Source organism: Reyranella sp., assembly GCF_965279465.1.
Classification (GTDB): Bacteria; Pseudomonadota; Alphaproteobacteria; order Reyranellales; family Reyranellaceae; genus Reyranella.
The window spans coordinates 7,983,170-7,998,741 of record NZ_OZ257242.1 but is presented as its reverse complement, the minus strand read 5'-3'; the positions used below and the strand labels follow the sequence as shown (position 1 = coordinate 7,998,741).

Genomic DNA, 15,572 nt, shown 5'->3' with positions numbered 1-15,572 from the left:
CGATGTTGGCCTATCGACAAGCCGGGATCGCCTTGCTAAACCCGCGCCTCTTCCGGGCAATGCCCCCGGCCAGTCGGGGGGCGCATAGCTCAGTTGGTAGAGCAGCTGACTCTTAATCAGCGGGTCGTAGGTTCGAGCCCTACTGCGCCCACCATTGCTTTCAAGGGGTTAGACGATCTATCCCCAAGAACACCGGAAGAACAGAGTTGGACGCGGGGATTTGGCGTCCAACTCGTTCACGGAATCAGGGGGCAATCGCTGTTCGCGGCGACGATGATGTCGCGGGCATCGGCGGTGAAGTTGTAGCGGCAGATCAGGGTGCCCATGCGCCGGTTCCACGTCATCACCCGGCCGCCGGCCGCGCGGCTTTCGAGGTCGGGCGCGCCGCGTGCGGCCATGAGCTGGCTGGCCGGCTGACCAATCCATGTCCTGGCCTGGTCGTTGGGTGTTTCGCAGGCTGAGAGCAGCAGGATGAACGATAGCGCGAGCGCTTTGCGCATGGTGCCTCCCCCTAGTTGTGGGCGAAGGCTGCCGGAGCAGCGCAGACCGATCAAGAGATCAGGTCTTCGAGCTCGTTCCGTTCCTGACGATTAAAGGTGCCGTCCGGAATCTCGACGGCACTCAGGATGGCTACAACCTTGGTTACCCGTCGGAAGCTCTCGCCGGGCTGCATCGCACTGCGAGCCCTCTGGCTATATCGCAACGCTGCCGCCCACAGCCAGCGCGCGGGATGAACGTCGGTGATCTCCATGGCCTCGCCATGGAAGCCGGGTTCGTCTTTGCCCTGCTGGCCGATCCGGTCGTAGCTCCAGTGCCGATACGAGATTATCCAATCCGTCATGCTCCCTCCCGGTCCAGCCGCTTCTGGATGGCGTTGCCCGCCGTTTCCTCATCCCTCAGCCCGTACTTCTCGATGATGCCCGAGACGCTGCCGATGGTGTGGCCGGTGATGGCGGCAACCTCGGGGATGGTGGCGCCGGCCCTGTAGAGCATCGTCACCACCGTGTGGCGCAGGCGCATGAAGGTGAGGCCGGCCAGGTGGCGATCGACCCACGCCTCTGTGCGGCCTTCCCAGCCGGGCTGGCGGGTGCGTATGGCCCACAGGGCCTCCTCGACGGCGCACGCCCGGATCACCTGGAACGCCTTGCGGAAGCGATGCTCGTCCCACAGCAGGCCGTTGCGCTCGTCGATCAGCAGCTTGATGCCGGCCAAGCCTCGCGCCTTCTGGTCGGCGCGCAGCTCGGCGATCGCCTCGGCGATCTCGGGCACCATGCCGACCGGCAGGCGGACCTCGCCGGCGGTCTTGCCCTGGGTGACCTGCAGCAGCGCGGCCGGGTCGAGGTTCTGCGGCAGGGCGAGGATGTCAGCCTCGCGCTGGCCGATCCACCATTCGATGCGGATCGCCGTGGCGATCGAGATCCAGTCGAGCTTGCGGGCGGCGTCGATCACCAGGTCGCGGGCTTCCTTCGTCCACAGCACCGGCACCTGGCGCCGCTCCCGGGCACGCAGGCCGGCCCACGGGTTGCTCGCCTTGGGCACGTAGCAGGGGTGGCTGGGCGGCACCAGCGTGCGGCTGGCGTGCCACAGCATGCGGCCGACCCGGCCGATCAGGTTGGCCGTGGCGATCTTGCGCCGGCCCTTGTTGGGGCCTTTCTCGTGCACCTGGGCGGCGATCGCCTTGAGCCGCTCGAGCACGATCGACTCGTCGACCTTGCGCACCGGCAGCGGGCCGAGCCAGGCGGCGATGTAGTCGAGGCAGGAATCGTAGCTCGTCTTGGTCTTGGCCTTGAGGGTGGCGTAGTCGTAGCCGTAGACGATGCCGTCGCGCCGGCGCTCGCGATCGGCCTCGGGATCGGCCAGCACGCCGGCCGGCGGGCGGCGGTAGAGATTGACCAGCTCGCGCACCGAGCCGCGGACCACCGCGCCGTCGGGCTCGACGTCGCCGGCCGACGTGCGGAGCCTCGGCCGGCCCTGCTGGTACCAGTCCCGCAGCTTTGCGTTCTCCCTTTGTGCCTGCTCGGCGGCGAGCCGAGGATCGGGCGGCAGCGCCACGGTCGGCCAGCCCGCCTTGGCGAGCTTCGCCGACGGCTGCCAGTAGTAGCGCTTGGTGCCGTCGCGGTTCGTCTTCTCGACCAGGTAGGGAATGGTCACGCGCATGGGGGCAAGCCTAGCGGGGCCGGAAGCCGTTGTCCGCCAGGGCGCGCCCGAGGGCGATGACGGCGTCGATCATCACGTCGTGCTCGGCCTCCGCGCCGTAGCGCGTGAACTCGCTCGACAGCGCCTTGGCGTGATGCAGGCCGAAGCGCTTGGCGAGCTGGGCCAGCGCCTGGGCCTGGTGCTCCTCGAGCGTGACGGCGAACGTGATCGACATCGGCATCTCCGGGGAAAGAGGGTGCCCGGCCGGCCAATCGTGGGGGCAGCAGCCGGCCGGGCTGTCAGGCGCGTGGCATCACGGAAGCGCGCCTGACGGGGTGTTCAGAACAGGTCGCGGGCGAGGAGGACCGCGCCGCCGATCAGGGCCCACAGGGCGAGCGAGCCCCACAGCCAGGTGAAGGCCAGGAGCTGGTGGCCCAGGCGGGTCATGACCACCTCCGGCGGCGGAGCTCGTAGTCGCCGGTGCGGCGCGCCTTGTGGCGGCAGCCGTTCTTGACGGCAGACAGGGCGACGGTCGGCGGCATGATGGTGACCACCATGCCGCGCCGGTTGCGCGCCACCGTGCCCGGCTTGTAGACCACCCACAGCACATGGTCGGCGAAGATGATCATGTGGAACTGGGTGCCGTCCGGCTTGCCGCCGGTGCGGCCCTCGCCGTCGGCGCAGCGGTTGGCGATGGCGTTGACGTCGTCCCAGGTGAGGTCGAGGCCGTAGCGCTCCTTGGCGCGGACCGCGCAGTGCGGCACGTAGCCGGCGGTCATGTCGGCGCCCTCATCAGGAAGGCGGCCAGCGCCTCGGTGGCCAGCCACGTCAGGGCGGCGCCGACGGTCAGCCAGGTGAGGAAGGGGATGACCGTCCTCATCGCGGCAGCTCGGGCGGGCGCGGCCAGCGCTTGAGGCGGGCGACGTCGCCGTCGGCGGCGCCGGCCGCGGCGTGCTCGACGATGCTCGACGAGCCGGCCGAGAACAGCACCCGCGCCTCGATCGCGTCGCAGCCGAGGTTGGCGCAGAGCAGCGCCAGGTGGACCCGCAGCCGCTCGCGCAGGGTCTCGCTGTGGACCACCTTCCGGCGGGGCGCGCGCATCAGTGCAGCGCCGCCGGCTGGGCCGGCTCGGCGCCTTCGGCCAACTCGGAGTCTTCGGCCAACTCGGAGTCTTCGGCCAGTGCCCAGATCGCCGCCTCGCGGATCGGCAGGTCGTGGCTGTTGGTGCAGATCGAGACCTCGCGCTCCTCTCGCAGGCCGCCGGCCGCGCTCACGGCGATGACGAACAGCGCCGTGCCGGGCGGCAGGCACTTGTTGAGCTGCGCGATCAGCCGCTGTGTCCGTCTGTTTTCCATGGCCTTCGCGATCGGTCCGTCAACCATCAACAGCCTCCCTCAGGAAAGGTCAGGATCGGCGCCGGCGTCGAGCGCGGCGCCGCGGCGCCGCGCGATCGCGGCCCAATCGGTTTCTATCCCGGCGGGCTCGTCGGCCGGCCGCGAGGCGCGCTGCTTCCACGCCACGACGGCCTCGCCGTCCCAGCGCAGCATGCCGTCGTCGAACAGCGGTCGCGGAAATCCCCGGGTGCGCGTCCACTCGCCATGGTGGCGCCGCACCGTGTCGGCCGAGACGCCGAGCAGCGTGCCGATCGCGCCGGCGGAGAGCCCGGCGCTCATCGCGGCAGCTCGGCCAGCTTCTTCGCGAGCGCCGGCCGCCCCTCGGCATGGATCAGCTTCATCACCGGCACGGCGAAGTACATCCCCCACACGGCGTAGCGGCCGATCTTGCGGCGGTACTTCACCTGGACCTTGCCGTCGCGGGCCCAGCGGATCAGCTCGACCGGGACGAAAGTGTCAGGGCGGATTTCAGCGGTGGTCATGGCGCATATTCACGCCACAAGTGCAAACCGCCGTCAAGCGATATTCACGCCATACGTGAACGTACAGTCAAACGGCGAACACTTTTCACGCTGTACGTTAATCGAGTTTCGTAGGGTGTTTGTTCAGCGGCGTCTTGTGGCGCGCTGCGGTGCGGGAGGTTCAGCGGCGAACGGAGCCGGTGGATCAGCGAAAGCATGCGCCAGGCGCAACAAACGTTGCCGTTCGGTTCCCGGCAAACGGTCGAAGACTTCGGCCAATTCTCGCAGCTGCGGGTCGATCCGCTGGCTGTGGTTGAATAGCTCTTCCGGCTTAATCTTCAACTTTCTGGCATAGAGCTCCATCTGCACCATTGTCATCTGGTTCTCGCCGATCTCGTGGCGCTGAACGCTCTGATGCTTTTGGTTGGTCAACTCGGCGAGCTGCTTGAGGGACAGCCCGCGCGCCTCTCGCCATTCTCGCAGGCGATTGGGAAAATTTTTGATGGGCTCGGCTGGGGTGCGTCCACGCATGGGACGGACCATCACGCCGTGCGTGAACGTGGGCGAGAGCCCATCCAGTGAAAGGTACGCGGACAAACTGGAGCCATATTCACGCTTGACGTGAATAAGTGCAATCCGCTACAGATTGTGCCCCTTCACCAACAAGACCGGCAGATGTTGACGCTGGCCCAATATCTCGAGACCAACGCGCTCCCGCCGAGCGAATTCGCGGCACGCCTGTCGAAGCGTCTCAATCGACCGGTGAGTCAGCAGAACGTGTATCGCTGGACGCGGCCCATGGATCACGACGAATTCTCGATCCCGAGCCCGTTCGCCGTCGTCGCGATCGAGCAGGAGACCGGCGGCGCCGTCGCGCCCGCGAGCTGGTACCAGCATGCTGCGCGTCAGTTGCGCCTCGCACGGCGGCGGAGAGTGGCATGACCGCGCCCGCCTCCGAGCCGTGGCGGCTGTGGATGCTGTTGAGCGTGCCGCGCGGCACGCTGGGGCGCGAGATCGTGTACGGCTGGTCGAGCATCGCCAACCTGCAGGAACATGCCGACACCCGGCTGCCGGCGTTCAACCTGCAGGCCGAGAACCGCGAGACCGGCGAGCGCTGGCAGAGGGTGCAGGGCCGGTGGCGCAAGCTCGCGGCGCCGGCGCCGGCCGTCGCGGAGATCGACCTCGAGGCCGAGCCGCCGCAGCCGCCGCGCTACTACTGGCAGGACCGCGACTGATGGCCCGCGACATGAAGCTGTGGACGCCGCGCGAGGAAGCCTTGCTGCTGCTCAACGCCACGATGCAGCGCGCCGGCGTGTGCCGCCGCTTCGCCCAGGCGACCAACCGCAGCGTGCGCAGCGTGCGCATCAAGCTGTGCCGGCTCGAGAAGGATCCTGTGAACCGGGCGCCCGTCCTGGCGCCCCAACCCGACGCGGCGGCCCCGCGGGTGCAACCGGCTCGCGGGCCGGACAGCACGCCAGACAGCGAAGCCTAGCCCGGTGTCCCTTCTTCGGAAGGGCGCCGGGTCTTTTCGGGAAAGCGCGATGATCGTCTTCGACCTCACCGACTACAACGGCCAGCGCGAACGGGTCACCGTCGACCAGCGCCGCGGCGTCGTCGAGCGGGCGCCGGTTCCGGCCGTCGAGCCTGCGCCGACGGGCTGCGTGCGGTGCGCGCGGCTGCGCCGCGCCGGCCGGGTGCCGGCCTGGCTGTGGCTGTTGCCGCTCACCCTGATCCTGCTGCTCGCGATGGCCGTAGCGGTTCGCCCGTGAGCGACGCCCGCCCTCTCTCGCGCGACGCCGTCGAGCGGCTGGCCGGGCGGCTGCGCGACGAGGCGCTGCGGCTGGCGCGCGCGCTGCTGCCGGGCGGCACGTCGCGCGGCGATCTCTATCGCGCGGCGAAGCGCAGCCAGGGCGGGCCGGGCGACAGCCTGACGGTGTTCGTGTCGGGGTCGAAGAAGGGCAAGTGGGTGCATTACGGCGGCGATCTCGACGGGCTGACGCACGGCGACATGCTCGACCTGATCATCGCCACGCAGCGGCTCGACAAGCACGAGGCGCAGCAGTGGGCGCTGCGCTGGCTCGGCCTGGCGCCGGGCGCCGTCGAGTTCCGGCGCACGCCGGAGGAGGAGGCGGCGGCGCGCAAGGCCGCGGCCGAGAGCTACCGGGCCAAGCTCGAGGCGACGGCGCGGGCGCGCAAGAATGCCAAGGCGCTGTGGCTGGCGTGCAAGCCGCTGTCGCTCGACAACCCGGCCGGCCAGTATCTCGCCGGCCGCATCCCGGGCTTCGCGACCCTGCTCGATCTCGGCTGGGGGCTGTCCGCGCTGCGCTACCATCCCGCGCTGAAGCATCCCTACGACGCGCGCGAGCGCGGCTGGCCGGCGATGCTGGCGCTGTGCCAGTTCGGCGACGGCAAGATCGCGACGGTGCATCGCTACTATCTGGTGAAGGCGGGCGCGCGCTGGGACGTGCTGCGCGAGGGCCGCGACGGGCTCGACGGCAAGCTCGCCTGGTGCGCGATCGAGGGCGGCTTCTGCGCGGTGTGGCGCGGCAGCCGCACCGACGAGGGCACCGGCGAGGTGCGCGAGGGCTGGCCGTGGCGCGACCCGCGCGCCGGCACGGTGCGCCACGGCGAGGTCATCGTCTGCGAGGGCGTCGAGGATGCGCTGAGCCTCGCGCTGGTGCAGCCCGACCGGCGCTATGCGGCGGCGCTGTCGGTGCCGAACTTCATGCAGATCAAGCTGCCCGAGTGGGCGCGCAAGGTGGTGTGGTTCGCCGACGACGACGGCGACAACAAGCAGACGCCGCCGCTGATCGAGCGCGCGCTGACGCGGCTCGAGGAGCAGGACCGCGAGGTCTCGATCGCGCGCCCGCCGAAGGGTTTCAAGGATGCCAACGCGGCATTGAGGGGAGTGGCGGCATGAGCTGGCAGGAAGTGACACCGATGCTGGGCGGCGATGCCGTCAATGCCAAGCGCCTGGTGCGCTACAGCGTGACCAAGCGACAGGGCTTCAAGGTGATGGTGCCGGCGAGCGTCGTCGAGGAGTGCGGCTGGAAGCTCGGCGACAAGCTCAAGCTGTACATCGGGGGGGGCGACCACACCGGGAAGCTGCGCCTCGTCAGCGACAACGCGGGGCTGCTGCAGCTGCGCAAGTTCAACAAGGGCGACGAGGTCTACTACGTCAACCTCGGGCATCGCGTGCCGCAGTTGCCGGCGCGCGAGGTCGAGCGGGTGGTGGTGCCGCACGTGGCCTCGGCCGGCGCGCTGGAGATCACGCTGCCGGTTCACGCCCAGGCGATCGCGCCGGCGCCGCGGCTCGACCCGACGATCGCGCCGCCGCCCGTCATCAAGGTCAACGTCGTCGAGCGCATCGTCGGTGCCGATCCGAAGCCGCCGAGATACGCGGCGCAGTCGGGCACGCGGAAGTAGCGGCATGACCCTCCCGGTCGACGAACCCTACAACATCGGCCGCAGCCTGCGCGGCATGCCGCAACCGACGCGCGGGCGGAAGAACGTGCGCAAGCTGGTCGGCGGCCTCGATCGCGAGAAGGACGACTTCTATCCGACTCCGGCGTCGCTCACGCGCGCACTGGTGAAACTCGAACAGTTCGACGGGCCGGTGTGGGAGTGTGCCTGCGGTGATGGCGCTATGTCGCGCATCCTGGCGGAAGGCAACATAACATTTGCGACCGATCTCGTGGCCCGAGGCGGCTACGCCGGTGGCGTCGACTTCCTGCTCGAGCAGAAGCTGATGGCGCCCAATATTGTCACCAACCCGCCGTTCAAGCTGTGGCAGCAGTTCGCCAACCACGCGCTCGATCTCGGCGCCGAGAAGGTGGTGCTGCTCGGCCGCGTGCTCAATCTCGAAGGCAAGGCGGCGTCGGCGCTGATGCAGCGGCGCGGGCTGGCGCGTGTGCTGGTCTCGGCCGGCCGGGTCGACATCCTGCCGCCCGGCGCCAAGTCGACCGGCAAGGGCGGCATCATCGCCTACGCCTGGTACGTCTTCGAGCGCGGCTTCCGGGGCGATCCCGTCATCAAGTGGTTCACGCCGGAGAAGGGCTGACATGCGCAAGGTTCGTGTCGCCGACCTCCTGTGCGGTGCTGGCGGCTCCTCGACCGGCGCCGTGCGCGCGCTGGAACCGCAGGGGTTCGACGTCGAGCTCTATTGCCTCAACCATTGGGAGCTGGCGCTGGAAACCCATCGCCGCAACCATCCGAACGCGCGCCACATCTGCCTGCCGATCGAGCACGCGCGCCCGACGGAGCATGTGCCGTCCGGCCATCTCGACCTGTTGATGGCGTCGCCGACCTGCACGCACCATAGCCGGGCGCGTGGCGGCCGGCCGACCAGCGACCAGCAGCGTGCCGACCCGTGGCAGGTGCTTCAGTGGCTCACCGAGCTGCGCGTCGACCGGGTGATGATCGAGAACGTGTGGGAGTTCGTCGATTGGGGGCCAGTCGACCCACGGACGGGCCGGCCGATCAAGAGCCGCAAGGGCGAATACTTCCGCGCGTGGCTGGGCGCGCTCGATGCCTGCGGCATGGCGCTGGAATTCCGCAAGATCAACTTCGCCAACTTCGGCGACCCGACGACGCGCGAGCGCTTCGTCGGCATGGCGCGCCACCGCCGCCTTCGGTCCAGGATCACCTGGCCGGAAGCGACGCATGCCCGTCGGCCGACGGGCGAGTTGCACCGCTGGGTGCCGGCGCGGGTCTGCATCGACTGGACCATTCGCGGCGCCAGCATCTACGCCCGCGACCGTCCGCTGTCGGCCAAGACGATCCTGCGCATCCATGCCGGCGTGACGAAGTTCGACTGGCCGGAACGCTATGTCCGCCGGCTCGAGCACTACATGCTAATGCGCGGCATCGAGATCCCGGCGCGGCGGCGGGCGACCTCGCAAGGCTCGCTGGCCTTCATCGACGTTGCGCGAAACAACGCGCACGGCGTGTCGTGCGACGAGCCGCTGCGCACGATCGCGGCGGGTGGCACGCATCATGCGCTGGTTGCGCCGTTCATCCTAGCCCAGGGCGAAGGCAGCGAGGGCCGCCCGGTCGACCAGCCCATGCCGACGATCCCGTGCGGCGGCGCGCATGCGCTGATCGCGCCCTATTACGGCAGCGGCTCGGGCACGACGGCGCAGTCGATCGACCGGCCCTTGCCGGCCATAACGACGCTGGCGCGATTCGGATTGATCGTGCCGGTGATGCACGGCGGCGGCTTCGATCGCGTGCACTCGCTCGAGCGCCCCTTTCCGACGATCACGACCGCGAACCGCGGCGAGCTCGCCTTCATCACGTCGAGCATGGGCGAGCGCGACGGCCAGTTGCCGCGCGTCCACAGCCTCGAGGAGCCGATGCCGGCGGTGCTGGCGTCGGGCTACAAGCCATTGGCACAGGCGGCCGAGGACGACGACCTGCTGTACCGGATGCTGCAGCCGCCCGAGCTGGCGCGCGCCATGTCGTTCTCGTCGCCGAAGTGGGGCGAATACCAGTTCGCCGGCAACAAGACGCAGGTGACGAAGCAGATCGGCAACGGCGTGCCGTCCGAAGGCTGGCAGGCGCACGTCGCGGCGCTGTGCAGCGACCTGGTGCGCTGATGGACGGTCTCGAAATCACGCGGCCTGCGGTGCGCTGGTACGGTGGCAAGTATCGCCTCGCGCCGTGGATCATCGGCCACTTCGCGCCGCATCGGATCTACATCGAGCCGTTTGGAGGGGGGGGCTCGGTGCTGCTGCGTAAGCCGCGCGCCTATGCCGAGATCTACAACGATCTCGACGACTGGATCGTCAACCTGTTCAAGGTGCTGCGCGATCGCGACCAGGCCGCACGCCTGATCGAGCTGCTGCGCCTGACGCCGTTTGCCCGCCTCGAGTTCGAGGAAAGCGATCAGCTGGCCGACGATGCCGTCGAGAACGCCAGGCGCATGGTGATACGGGCGTTCATGGGCTTCGGCTCCAACGCGCACGCTTCGGCGCCGGCGTCGCGTTCCGGCTTCCGGTCGATCGTGCGCGGTGTCAACCACAACGATCCACGAACCGGGTTCCGGTCGACCGGCTTTCGCGCCAACAGCAACCGCAGCGGCACCACGCCGGCGCAGGACTGGGCGAACTATCCGAACGCGGTCGGTGCGCTGGTCGAGCGCCTGCAGGGCGTGGTGATCGAGCATCGCGATGCCTTCGAGGTGATGGCGCAGCACGACACGCCGGCGACGCTGCACTACGTCGACCCGCCCTATCTGCCGGAGACGCGCTCGCCGTCGAACCGCTACGATCTCAAGTACCGCATGTACCGGCACGAGCTGACAGTCGAAGATCATAGGCGGCTGCTGGACGTCGTGCGCGGCTTGTCGGGCATGGTGGTGCTCTCGGGCTATCCGTCGGATCTGTATGACCAGGCGCTGAAGGGCTGGCGGCGCGTGACCAAGCGCGCCTTTGCCGACGGCGCGCGCGAGCGCACCGAGGTCCTGTGGCTCAACCACGCGGCACACGAAGGCCTCGACGGTGGCCCGCTGCTCGCGAGGGCCCATGCCTGACGGCAGCAAGCCCCCCGAGAGGCCGAAGCTCGACGAGCTGGCGGCGCAGTTGTCGGAATCGTTGAACAAGGCGGAGCCACGGCCGCGCCGGCGGCGGGCGAAGGAAGCCGATCCGCCGCAGGAGCCGCCGCCGCCCGATCCGCCCGACGATGACGGCGGCGGCGATGACGATGGCGAGAACAGCTACTTCCGCGTGCCGCGCGGCTGCCCGGTGATCCCGCTCGGCATCGACGGCAAGGAGTTCCTGTTCATCGACGCCAACCGGCAATACGTGAAGGTCCATCACCGCGATTTCGGCGGGCAGGGGCTGTCGGCGCTGTTCGGCAAGTTCCAGCTCTATCTCGACAGCGCCTGGCCCCGCACCAATGCCAAGGGCACGGCGCTGGGGCTCGACAAGGATCGCGCGGCGCGCTCGCTGATGGCGGCCTGCGCGCTCAAGGGCGTGTTCGATTCGGACAACAAGATCCGGGGCGTCGGTGCCTGGACCGATGCGCACGGCCGGCTGATCTGGCACCTGGGCGACGTGGTGCTCGTGGTCGATGCAGATGGCCGCCACACCATGGAGCCGATCGGCACGGTGGGCGACCATGTCTATCCGCAGGGGGTGCCGCAGGTCCGGCCGGCGCTGCTGCGGCGCGATGCGCGCGCGGCGATCGACCGCTTCTACACGCTGCTGCAAAGCTGGCACTGGAAGCGCGGCGAGCTCGACGCGCGGCTGCAGCTCGGCTGGATCGGCTGCGCCCTGATCGGCGGCGCGCTCAAGTGGCGGCCGGCGGTGTGGGCAACGGGCGGGCAGGGCACCGGCAAGTCGACGCTGCACGATGCCGTGCTGAACCCGGTGCTGGGCGGCACGCCGTCGGTGGTGCAGACCGCCGACGCGACCGGGCCCGGCCTGTACCAGGCGCTGCAGAGCCGCAGCACGCCGGTCATCTTCGACGAGCTCGAGCCCGATCCCGAGCTGCGGGCGCGGATCGAGGCCACGATCAAGCTGGCCAAGATCAGCGCCTCGGGCGCGCGCATCGTGCGCGGCACGCCCGACGGCACGCACAAGGAGTTCGTGGCGCGTGCGGCGTTCCTGTTCTCGTCGATCCTGGTGCCGCGGCTCGAGCCCGAGCTGGCGATGCGCATCGGCATCCTCGACCTGCGGGCGCTGGGCGATCGCAAAGAGCCGAAGATCGCGGCGGCCGACATGCTCGAGACCGGCGCACTCTTACGCGCGCTGCTGGTCGAGCGCTGGCGTTACTGGCCCGATCGGCTGGAGCGGCACCGCCAGGCGCTGCGGACGAAGGGCTTCGAGGCGCGCATCGCCGACACGTGGGGCACGCTGCTGGCGATGGCCGACCACCTGCTGTCGGCCGAGCCCTCGGCCGAGGAGGCGCCGGCCGACACGTTCGACGTGTGGGCCGACGAGCTGAAGCCGTGGCTCGATGCGCTGGTCGAGCAGGCGGGCAGCGATCACGCGCGGCTGCTGCAGACGCTGCTGACGACGACGGTCGATCCGTTCGCCAAGGGCCAGCGCTGGCCGCTGTCGACCCTGCTGTCGATCACGGCAAGCCGCAGCGTGAGCGGCGAGGACCCGACGTCGAAGGATCCCGAGATGACGCACGAGCGCGCGGCGTCGGGGCTGGAAAGCCTGGGAATGAAGTACATGCTGGTGACGCCGCCCAGGCCGGACGACGCCGACGAAAAGGCACCGCCGCCGGCGAAGATCTGGGCGGTGGCGATCGCGAGCAACCACACCGAGCTGAACAAGCTGCTGAAGGACACCAAATGGGGCCGCGGCGTCTACACGCAGACGCTGCTGCGCATCCCCGGCGCGTGGTCGACGCAACAGCGCATCGCCCGCCACAAGACGCAGTGCGCGATGATCCCGATCGACCTGGTGCTGCCACCGGAGGGCGGGAGCGAGGGGTTGTTCACATGACGCTTCGATGCATCGTCCCTTTCTGCCCCAAGACCGGTCGCGGTGATCCTGACCAGGAGGAGTTCATCTGCCGGGCGCATTGGCGCCGTGTCGATCGGGCGACGTGGCGTGCCTACAACGCAGCGCACGCCAAGGCCTCCGCTGCTGACCGCCTGCCCGGCCCGCCGGACACGCCGGAGAAGGTCGAGGCCTACAAGGCCGTGACTGACCTTTGGGAGCGCTGCACGGCGCAAGCGCTCGCGAGCATTCATCTGGCGCATTAGGAGAAGGCAATGGCAGACAAGCCAACCCCCGGCCCCTGGGTGGCGATCGAGATCGGCAGCCTGCTGGGCGGCGAACCCGGTCCGGCCTTCATCCGCATCAAGAGCGCCGACGGCGCGCGGATCTGCGACCTGATGGTTCACGGCATCGTGGGCGGGCCGGGCGTCGCCGCCGCGCGCGCTAACGCCGCCTGGATCATCGAGCACGGGCCGAAGGAGTAGCCATGGGTGAGAACACCGCGATCGAGTGGTGCGACCACACGTTCAATCCGTGGATTGGCTGCACCAAGGTCTCGCCCGCCTGCGACCATTGCTACGCCGAGAAGCTGGCGACCTTTCGCGGCTGGGCCGAATGGGGGGTGGGCAAGCCACGCAAGCGCACGGCCCGCTCGAACTGGCAAAAGCTCCAAGCCTGGGACAAGGCGGCGCGACGGGCGGGAGTCCGTCGCAGCGTGTTCTGTGCGTCGCTCGCCGATTGGGCAGATCCCGAGGTGCCTGAGGATTGGCGTCGCGAGCTGTTCGAGGCCTTGGGCGAGACGACGAACCTCGACATCCTGCTGTTGACCAAGCGCCACGCGCTCGCCCGTCGCTACCTGCTGGAACACTCGTTCAACAAACGGATCGATATGCGCCGCCGGCTTCGCATCGGCATGACGGTCGAGAATGAGACGCTGGCCCGCATCCGGCTGTCTCGGCTGGCGCAGCTGGCCGATGACGGGTGGCGCACGTTCGTGTCCTACGAGCCGGCGCTCGGGGCGGTGAACTGGCGGCCGTGGATCGAGCGGGGCGCAATCGGCTGGCTGATCGCGGGCGGCGAAAGCGGACCGCATGCCCGGCCGGCGCAGCCCGATTGGTTCCGCGCGGCGCGCGATGCCTGCGCTTCCGGCGGTGTGCCGTTCTTCTTCAAGCAATGGGGCGAGCACGTGCCCGTCTGGGTAGATGAGCTGCCGGGCGACCCGGTCGTGCAGATGCGCAGAGTCGGCAAGAAGGCGGCCGGCGCCATGCTCGAGGGGCGCCTGTATCGAGAAGTTCCAGTCGCCTAGGGTCGATCGGCCGACTACCGCTGCGGCTACGATCGCAGTCGAGGCACTTCGCGCGCAGGCGATCGCCGCGCGCGGCGACCTGGTCGGCGGTTAGTTCATTCAACTTACGAGGGCGTCTGGCTTCGCAGCTGTCGGCCATCTTAGTCCGCCCGCTCCTCGGGACGGCGGCCGACGCATATGCGGCGGATCTCACGTTGGTTCGCGGTCAGGTTGGCGACGAGGTCATCGTCCAGGCCGGTCAATTCACACAGCCGGCTAAGCTCCACGCCTCGTTGCCAGTTGCCGCCCTCGGCAATCAGGAACAGCACGAACAGTATCCATGCGAGGGGATTCTTCGAGAAGCTCTGGCTGAGGCGGGTGAGCATCGCTGGGCCATCATATAGTTCGCTCGCGCGCTTGGTAACGGCACGCGCGGCTCGGCCGCGCGTCTCATGAGAATAACTCCGGCGCGGTGACCGCACGGATGTTGTCACGTCGTCGCCTTGGGCGACGACGTGGCGCTGGCGATCGCTGCGCGCGCCGCTTCCGCTCCCTCTCCCTGATCCCAAGGCAAGATTTGAATTCAACGTTAAGTTGTGCGCAGTCGGGGTCGCGCTCGACCCCAACCCGTTCCCATTCCTTCCTAGACAGAGCTTCGCGCTTGCGGCAGCATCCTCGCCGCTCGAGCGCACTGGTCGGAAAGACAGACCAGACACCCCCGGGACAGGGGGAAGACACTCAAGCCATTGTTTCATAAGGATAAATCCGTCTGTCTGGCGTGTCTGGTCGCAAATGGCCGTCGCGTGACATGCGCGCGTGCGTGCGCATGCGCGTAAGGACGGAGCGACATGGCCAGACAGACCAGACACATACTTAATAGATATATATATCAATGGCTTAGGTGTCTTTGCTGTGTCCCGCGACTGTCTGGCGTGTCTGGTCGCGTGGTCTAGGCGATGGCAAAGAATGCCGGAAATAGGGGAAAAACCGCGCAAGCCGGGACGCATCGGGAGGCGTTCGACAGGGCGGCGGCGTTGGAGGCGCTGGCGTGGGCGCAGGGCGGGCAGCAGCTCGAGCTCGCGGGGTTGGGCGTGCAGCGGTTCGTGGGCGTGGCGGGGCTGCCGGATGACGCGGTGGAGCGCGGGCCGGGCCGGCCGCCGGGGGCGAGGAACCTGGTGCCGCAGGCGTTCCGCGAGTACCTGGTGGCGCGCTACGGCAGCGCGATCGAGGGGCTGGCGCAGGACGCGACGCGGCCGATCGTGGCGATCGTGGCCGAGCTCGCCCAGGCGTACATCGCGGCCTGCCAGGTGTTCGGGCGCGAGGTCGAGCCGACGTCGGCGCAGATCTCGGAGTGGGTGCAGTTCGCGAAGAGCCTGCAGCTGCAGGCCAGGCGCTACGTGGCGCCGTACCAGCACACCCAGGCGCCGCAGCCGATGACGGCACCGCCGGCGGTGACCCGCATCGGCGTGGCGATGTTCACCAACGGCACGCCCTCGCCCGGCCAGGTGCAGGCCGCAGGCGCGACCTTGGCCGGCCTGCTGGGTATCGAGCAAAATCAACAGGTTGGCGACGCGCCAGCGCTAGAGTTGGACGCGGAGGAGTTGGACGCGGATGGCTAAGCCCTTGTTTCAGCGGGCTTATGTGCCCGCGCCCCGCTCATTCGTGATCAGCTGGCCACCGCCCCCGCCCTCGATCGCCCAAGGGGGGCCCCAAGCCACCCGGCCCCCCCATTTCGCGCCCCGCCGGCTCGGTGCGGGGGTGTATTGCCGGGCACCGGCACCCGGTAGCGGAGCCCGGGCCACGCGAAAAAAATTCCAAGGGTCGGCCCGGGGGACGGGGGTTC

Annotated in this window: 25 protein-coding genes and 1 tRNA gene; 15 read left to right on the top strand and 11 right to left on the bottom strand. The window is 68.9% G+C overall.

Going from position 1 to position 15,572, the window contains the following annotated elements:
• Window positions 1-78 precede the first annotated feature (78 nt).
• A tRNA-Lys gene (locus ACQY8M_RS39045) sits at window positions 79-154 on the top strand.
• A gap of 82 nt (window positions 155-236) precedes the next feature.
• Here ACQY8M_RS39045 and ACQY8M_RS39040 read toward each other — a convergent pair.
• The 10 genes from ACQY8M_RS39040 to ACQY8M_RS38995 all read right to left on the bottom strand — a co-directional run bounded on the left by ACQY8M_RS39040 (window position 237) and on the right by ACQY8M_RS38995 (window position 4,522).
• Complete coding sequence (locus tag ACQY8M_RS39040) at window positions 237-500, bottom strand: hypothetical protein (RefSeq protein ID WP_428668105.1); 264 nt, start codon at window positions 498-500, stop codon at window positions 237-239.
• Between the two features lie 50 nt (window positions 501-550).
• Window positions 551-841, bottom strand: coding sequence for a hypothetical protein (locus ACQY8M_RS39035; RefSeq protein WP_428668103.1), 291 nt, complete (start codon window positions 839-841; stop codon window positions 551-553).
• On the bottom strand, window positions 838-2,157 hold the full coding sequence (locus ACQY8M_RS39030) for a hypothetical protein (protein WP_428668101.1): 1,320 nt from the start codon (window positions 2,155-2,157) through the stop codon (window positions 838-840). The genes ACQY8M_RS39035 and ACQY8M_RS39030 overlap by 4 nt, the downstream gene beginning before the upstream one ends.
• A 10-nt stretch (window positions 2,158-2,167) precedes the next feature.
• Window positions 2,168-2,371, bottom strand: a complete 204-nt coding sequence (locus ACQY8M_RS39025; RefSeq protein WP_428668099.1) for a DUF7706 family protein — start codon at window positions 2,369-2,371, stop codon at window positions 2,168-2,170.
• 208 nt (window positions 2,372-2,579) lie between these two features.
• Window positions 2,580-2,915, bottom strand: a complete 336-nt coding sequence (locus tag ACQY8M_RS39020; protein ID WP_428668097.1) for a hypothetical protein — start codon at window positions 2,913-2,915, stop codon at window positions 2,580-2,582.
• A gap of 97 nt (window positions 2,916-3,012) precedes the next feature.
• Window positions 3,013-3,216: a hypothetical protein gene (locus ACQY8M_RS39015; protein ID WP_428668095.1), complete on the bottom strand. Its 204-nt coding sequence runs from the start codon at window positions 3,214-3,216 to the stop codon at window positions 3,013-3,015.
• A 20-nt stretch (window positions 3,217-3,236) separates the two neighbouring features.
• Window positions 3,237-3,518: a hypothetical protein gene (locus tag ACQY8M_RS39010; protein WP_428668093.1), complete on the bottom strand. Its 282-nt coding sequence runs from the start codon at window positions 3,516-3,518 to the stop codon at window positions 3,237-3,239.
• Between the two features lie 12 nt (window positions 3,519-3,530).
• On the bottom strand, window positions 3,531-3,809 hold the full coding sequence (locus ACQY8M_RS39005; RefSeq protein ID WP_428668091.1) for a hypothetical protein: 279 nt from the start codon (window positions 3,807-3,809) through the stop codon (window positions 3,531-3,533).
• Window positions 3,806-4,012: a hypothetical protein gene (locus tag ACQY8M_RS39000; RefSeq protein WP_428668089.1), complete on the bottom strand. Its 207-nt coding sequence runs from the start codon at window positions 4,010-4,012 to the stop codon at window positions 3,806-3,808. Before ACQY8M_RS39000 ends, ACQY8M_RS39005 begins: the two co-directional genes overlap by 4 nt.
• Before the next feature lie 123 nt (window positions 4,013-4,135).
• Window positions 4,136-4,522 (bottom strand): helix-turn-helix domain-containing protein, encoded by a 387-nt coding sequence (locus tag ACQY8M_RS38995; protein WP_428668087.1) that lies wholly within the window; start codon window positions 4,520-4,522, stop codon window positions 4,136-4,138.
• Window positions 4,523-4,666: 144 nt separating this feature from the next.
• Between ACQY8M_RS38995 and ACQY8M_RS38990 the strand changes: the two genes are divergently transcribed.
• From ACQY8M_RS38990 to ACQY8M_RS38930, 13 genes are read left to right on the top strand one after another with little or no spacing between them, the layout of a single operon-like run.
• Window positions 4,667-4,933 (top strand): hypothetical protein, encoded by a 267-nt coding sequence (locus ACQY8M_RS38990; RefSeq protein WP_428668085.1) that lies wholly within the window; start codon window positions 4,667-4,669, stop codon window positions 4,931-4,933.
• Window positions 4,930-5,226 (top strand): hypothetical protein, encoded by a 297-nt coding sequence (locus tag ACQY8M_RS38985; protein ID WP_428668083.1) that lies wholly within the window; start codon window positions 4,930-4,932, stop codon window positions 5,224-5,226. Before ACQY8M_RS38990 ends, ACQY8M_RS38985 begins: the two co-directional genes overlap by 4 nt.
• Window positions 5,227-5,237: 11 nt before the next feature.
• Window positions 5,238-5,483 carry a hypothetical protein gene (locus ACQY8M_RS38980; RefSeq protein ID WP_428668081.1) on the top strand — a complete coding sequence of 82 codons (246 nt, stop codon included), beginning with the start codon at window positions 5,238-5,240 and terminating at the stop codon, window positions 5,481-5,483.
• 4 nt (window positions 5,484-5,487) lie between these two features.
• The gene (locus tag ACQY8M_RS38975; RefSeq protein WP_428668079.1) at window positions 5,488-5,760 is read left to right on the top strand and encodes a hypothetical protein; all 273 of its coding nucleotides are present in this window, start codon (window positions 5,488-5,490) and stop codon (window positions 5,758-5,760) included.
• Window positions 5,757-6,911 (top strand): DUF7146 domain-containing protein, encoded by a 1,155-nt coding sequence (locus tag ACQY8M_RS38970; protein ID WP_428668077.1) that lies wholly within the window; start codon window positions 5,757-5,759, stop codon window positions 6,909-6,911. Before ACQY8M_RS38975 ends, ACQY8M_RS38970 begins: the two co-directional genes overlap by 4 nt.
• Entirely contained in the window at window positions 6,908-7,417 is a 510-nt protein-coding gene (locus tag ACQY8M_RS38965) for a hypothetical protein (RefSeq protein ID WP_428668075.1), read from the top strand. The genes ACQY8M_RS38970 and ACQY8M_RS38965 overlap by 4 nt, the downstream gene beginning before the upstream one ends.
• A gap of 4 nt (window positions 7,418-7,421) precedes the next feature.
• Entirely contained in the window at window positions 7,422-8,051 is a 630-nt protein-coding gene (locus ACQY8M_RS38960) for a hypothetical protein (RefSeq protein ID WP_428668073.1), read from the top strand.
• Between the two features lies 1 nt (window position 8,052).
• The gene (locus ACQY8M_RS38955) at window positions 8,053-9,588 is read left to right on the top strand and encodes a DNA cytosine methyltransferase (protein WP_428668071.1); all 1,536 of its coding nucleotides are present in this window, start codon (window positions 8,053-8,055) and stop codon (window positions 9,586-9,588) included.
• Window positions 9,588-10,523 carry a DNA adenine methylase gene (locus ACQY8M_RS38950; RefSeq protein WP_428668069.1) on the top strand — a complete coding sequence of 312 codons (936 nt, stop codon included), beginning with the start codon at window positions 9,588-9,590 and terminating at the stop codon, window positions 10,521-10,523. The genes ACQY8M_RS38955 and ACQY8M_RS38950 overlap by 1 nt, the downstream gene beginning before the upstream one ends.
• A complete protein-coding gene (locus tag ACQY8M_RS38945) occupies window positions 10,516-12,447 on the top strand; it encodes a hypothetical protein (protein ID WP_428668067.1) in 1,932 nt (643 codons plus the stop codon). The genes ACQY8M_RS38950 and ACQY8M_RS38945 overlap by 8 nt, the downstream gene beginning before the upstream one ends.
• Complete coding sequence (locus ACQY8M_RS38940; protein ID WP_428668065.1) at window positions 12,444-12,710, top strand: hypothetical protein; 267 nt, start codon at window positions 12,444-12,446, stop codon at window positions 12,708-12,710. The genes ACQY8M_RS38945 and ACQY8M_RS38940 overlap by 4 nt, the downstream gene beginning before the upstream one ends.
• A gap of 9 nt (window positions 12,711-12,719) precedes the next feature.
• Window positions 12,720-12,929 (top strand): hypothetical protein, encoded by a 210-nt coding sequence (locus ACQY8M_RS38935; protein ID WP_428668063.1) that lies wholly within the window; start codon window positions 12,720-12,722, stop codon window positions 12,927-12,929.
• A gap of 2 nt (window positions 12,930-12,931) precedes the next feature.
• The gene (locus ACQY8M_RS38930; protein ID WP_428668061.1) at window positions 12,932-13,750 is read left to right on the top strand and encodes a DUF5131 family protein; all 819 of its coding nucleotides are present in this window, start codon (window positions 12,932-12,934) and stop codon (window positions 13,748-13,750) included.
• A 140-nt stretch (window positions 13,751-13,890) separates the two neighbouring features.
• On the opposite strand, the gene ACQY8M_RS38925 is transcribed toward ACQY8M_RS38930, so the two are convergent.
• Window positions 13,891-14,115: a hypothetical protein gene (locus ACQY8M_RS38925; RefSeq protein ID WP_428668059.1), complete on the bottom strand. Its 225-nt coding sequence runs from the start codon at window positions 14,113-14,115 to the stop codon at window positions 13,891-13,893.
• Between the two features lie 705 nt (window positions 14,116-14,820).
• Here ACQY8M_RS38925 and ACQY8M_RS38920 point away from each other — a divergent pair.
• Window positions 14,821-15,348 (top strand): hypothetical protein, encoded by a 528-nt coding sequence (locus tag ACQY8M_RS38920; RefSeq protein ID WP_428668057.1) that lies wholly within the window; start codon window positions 14,821-14,823, stop codon window positions 15,346-15,348.
• Window positions 15,349-15,572 lie beyond the last annotated feature (224 nt).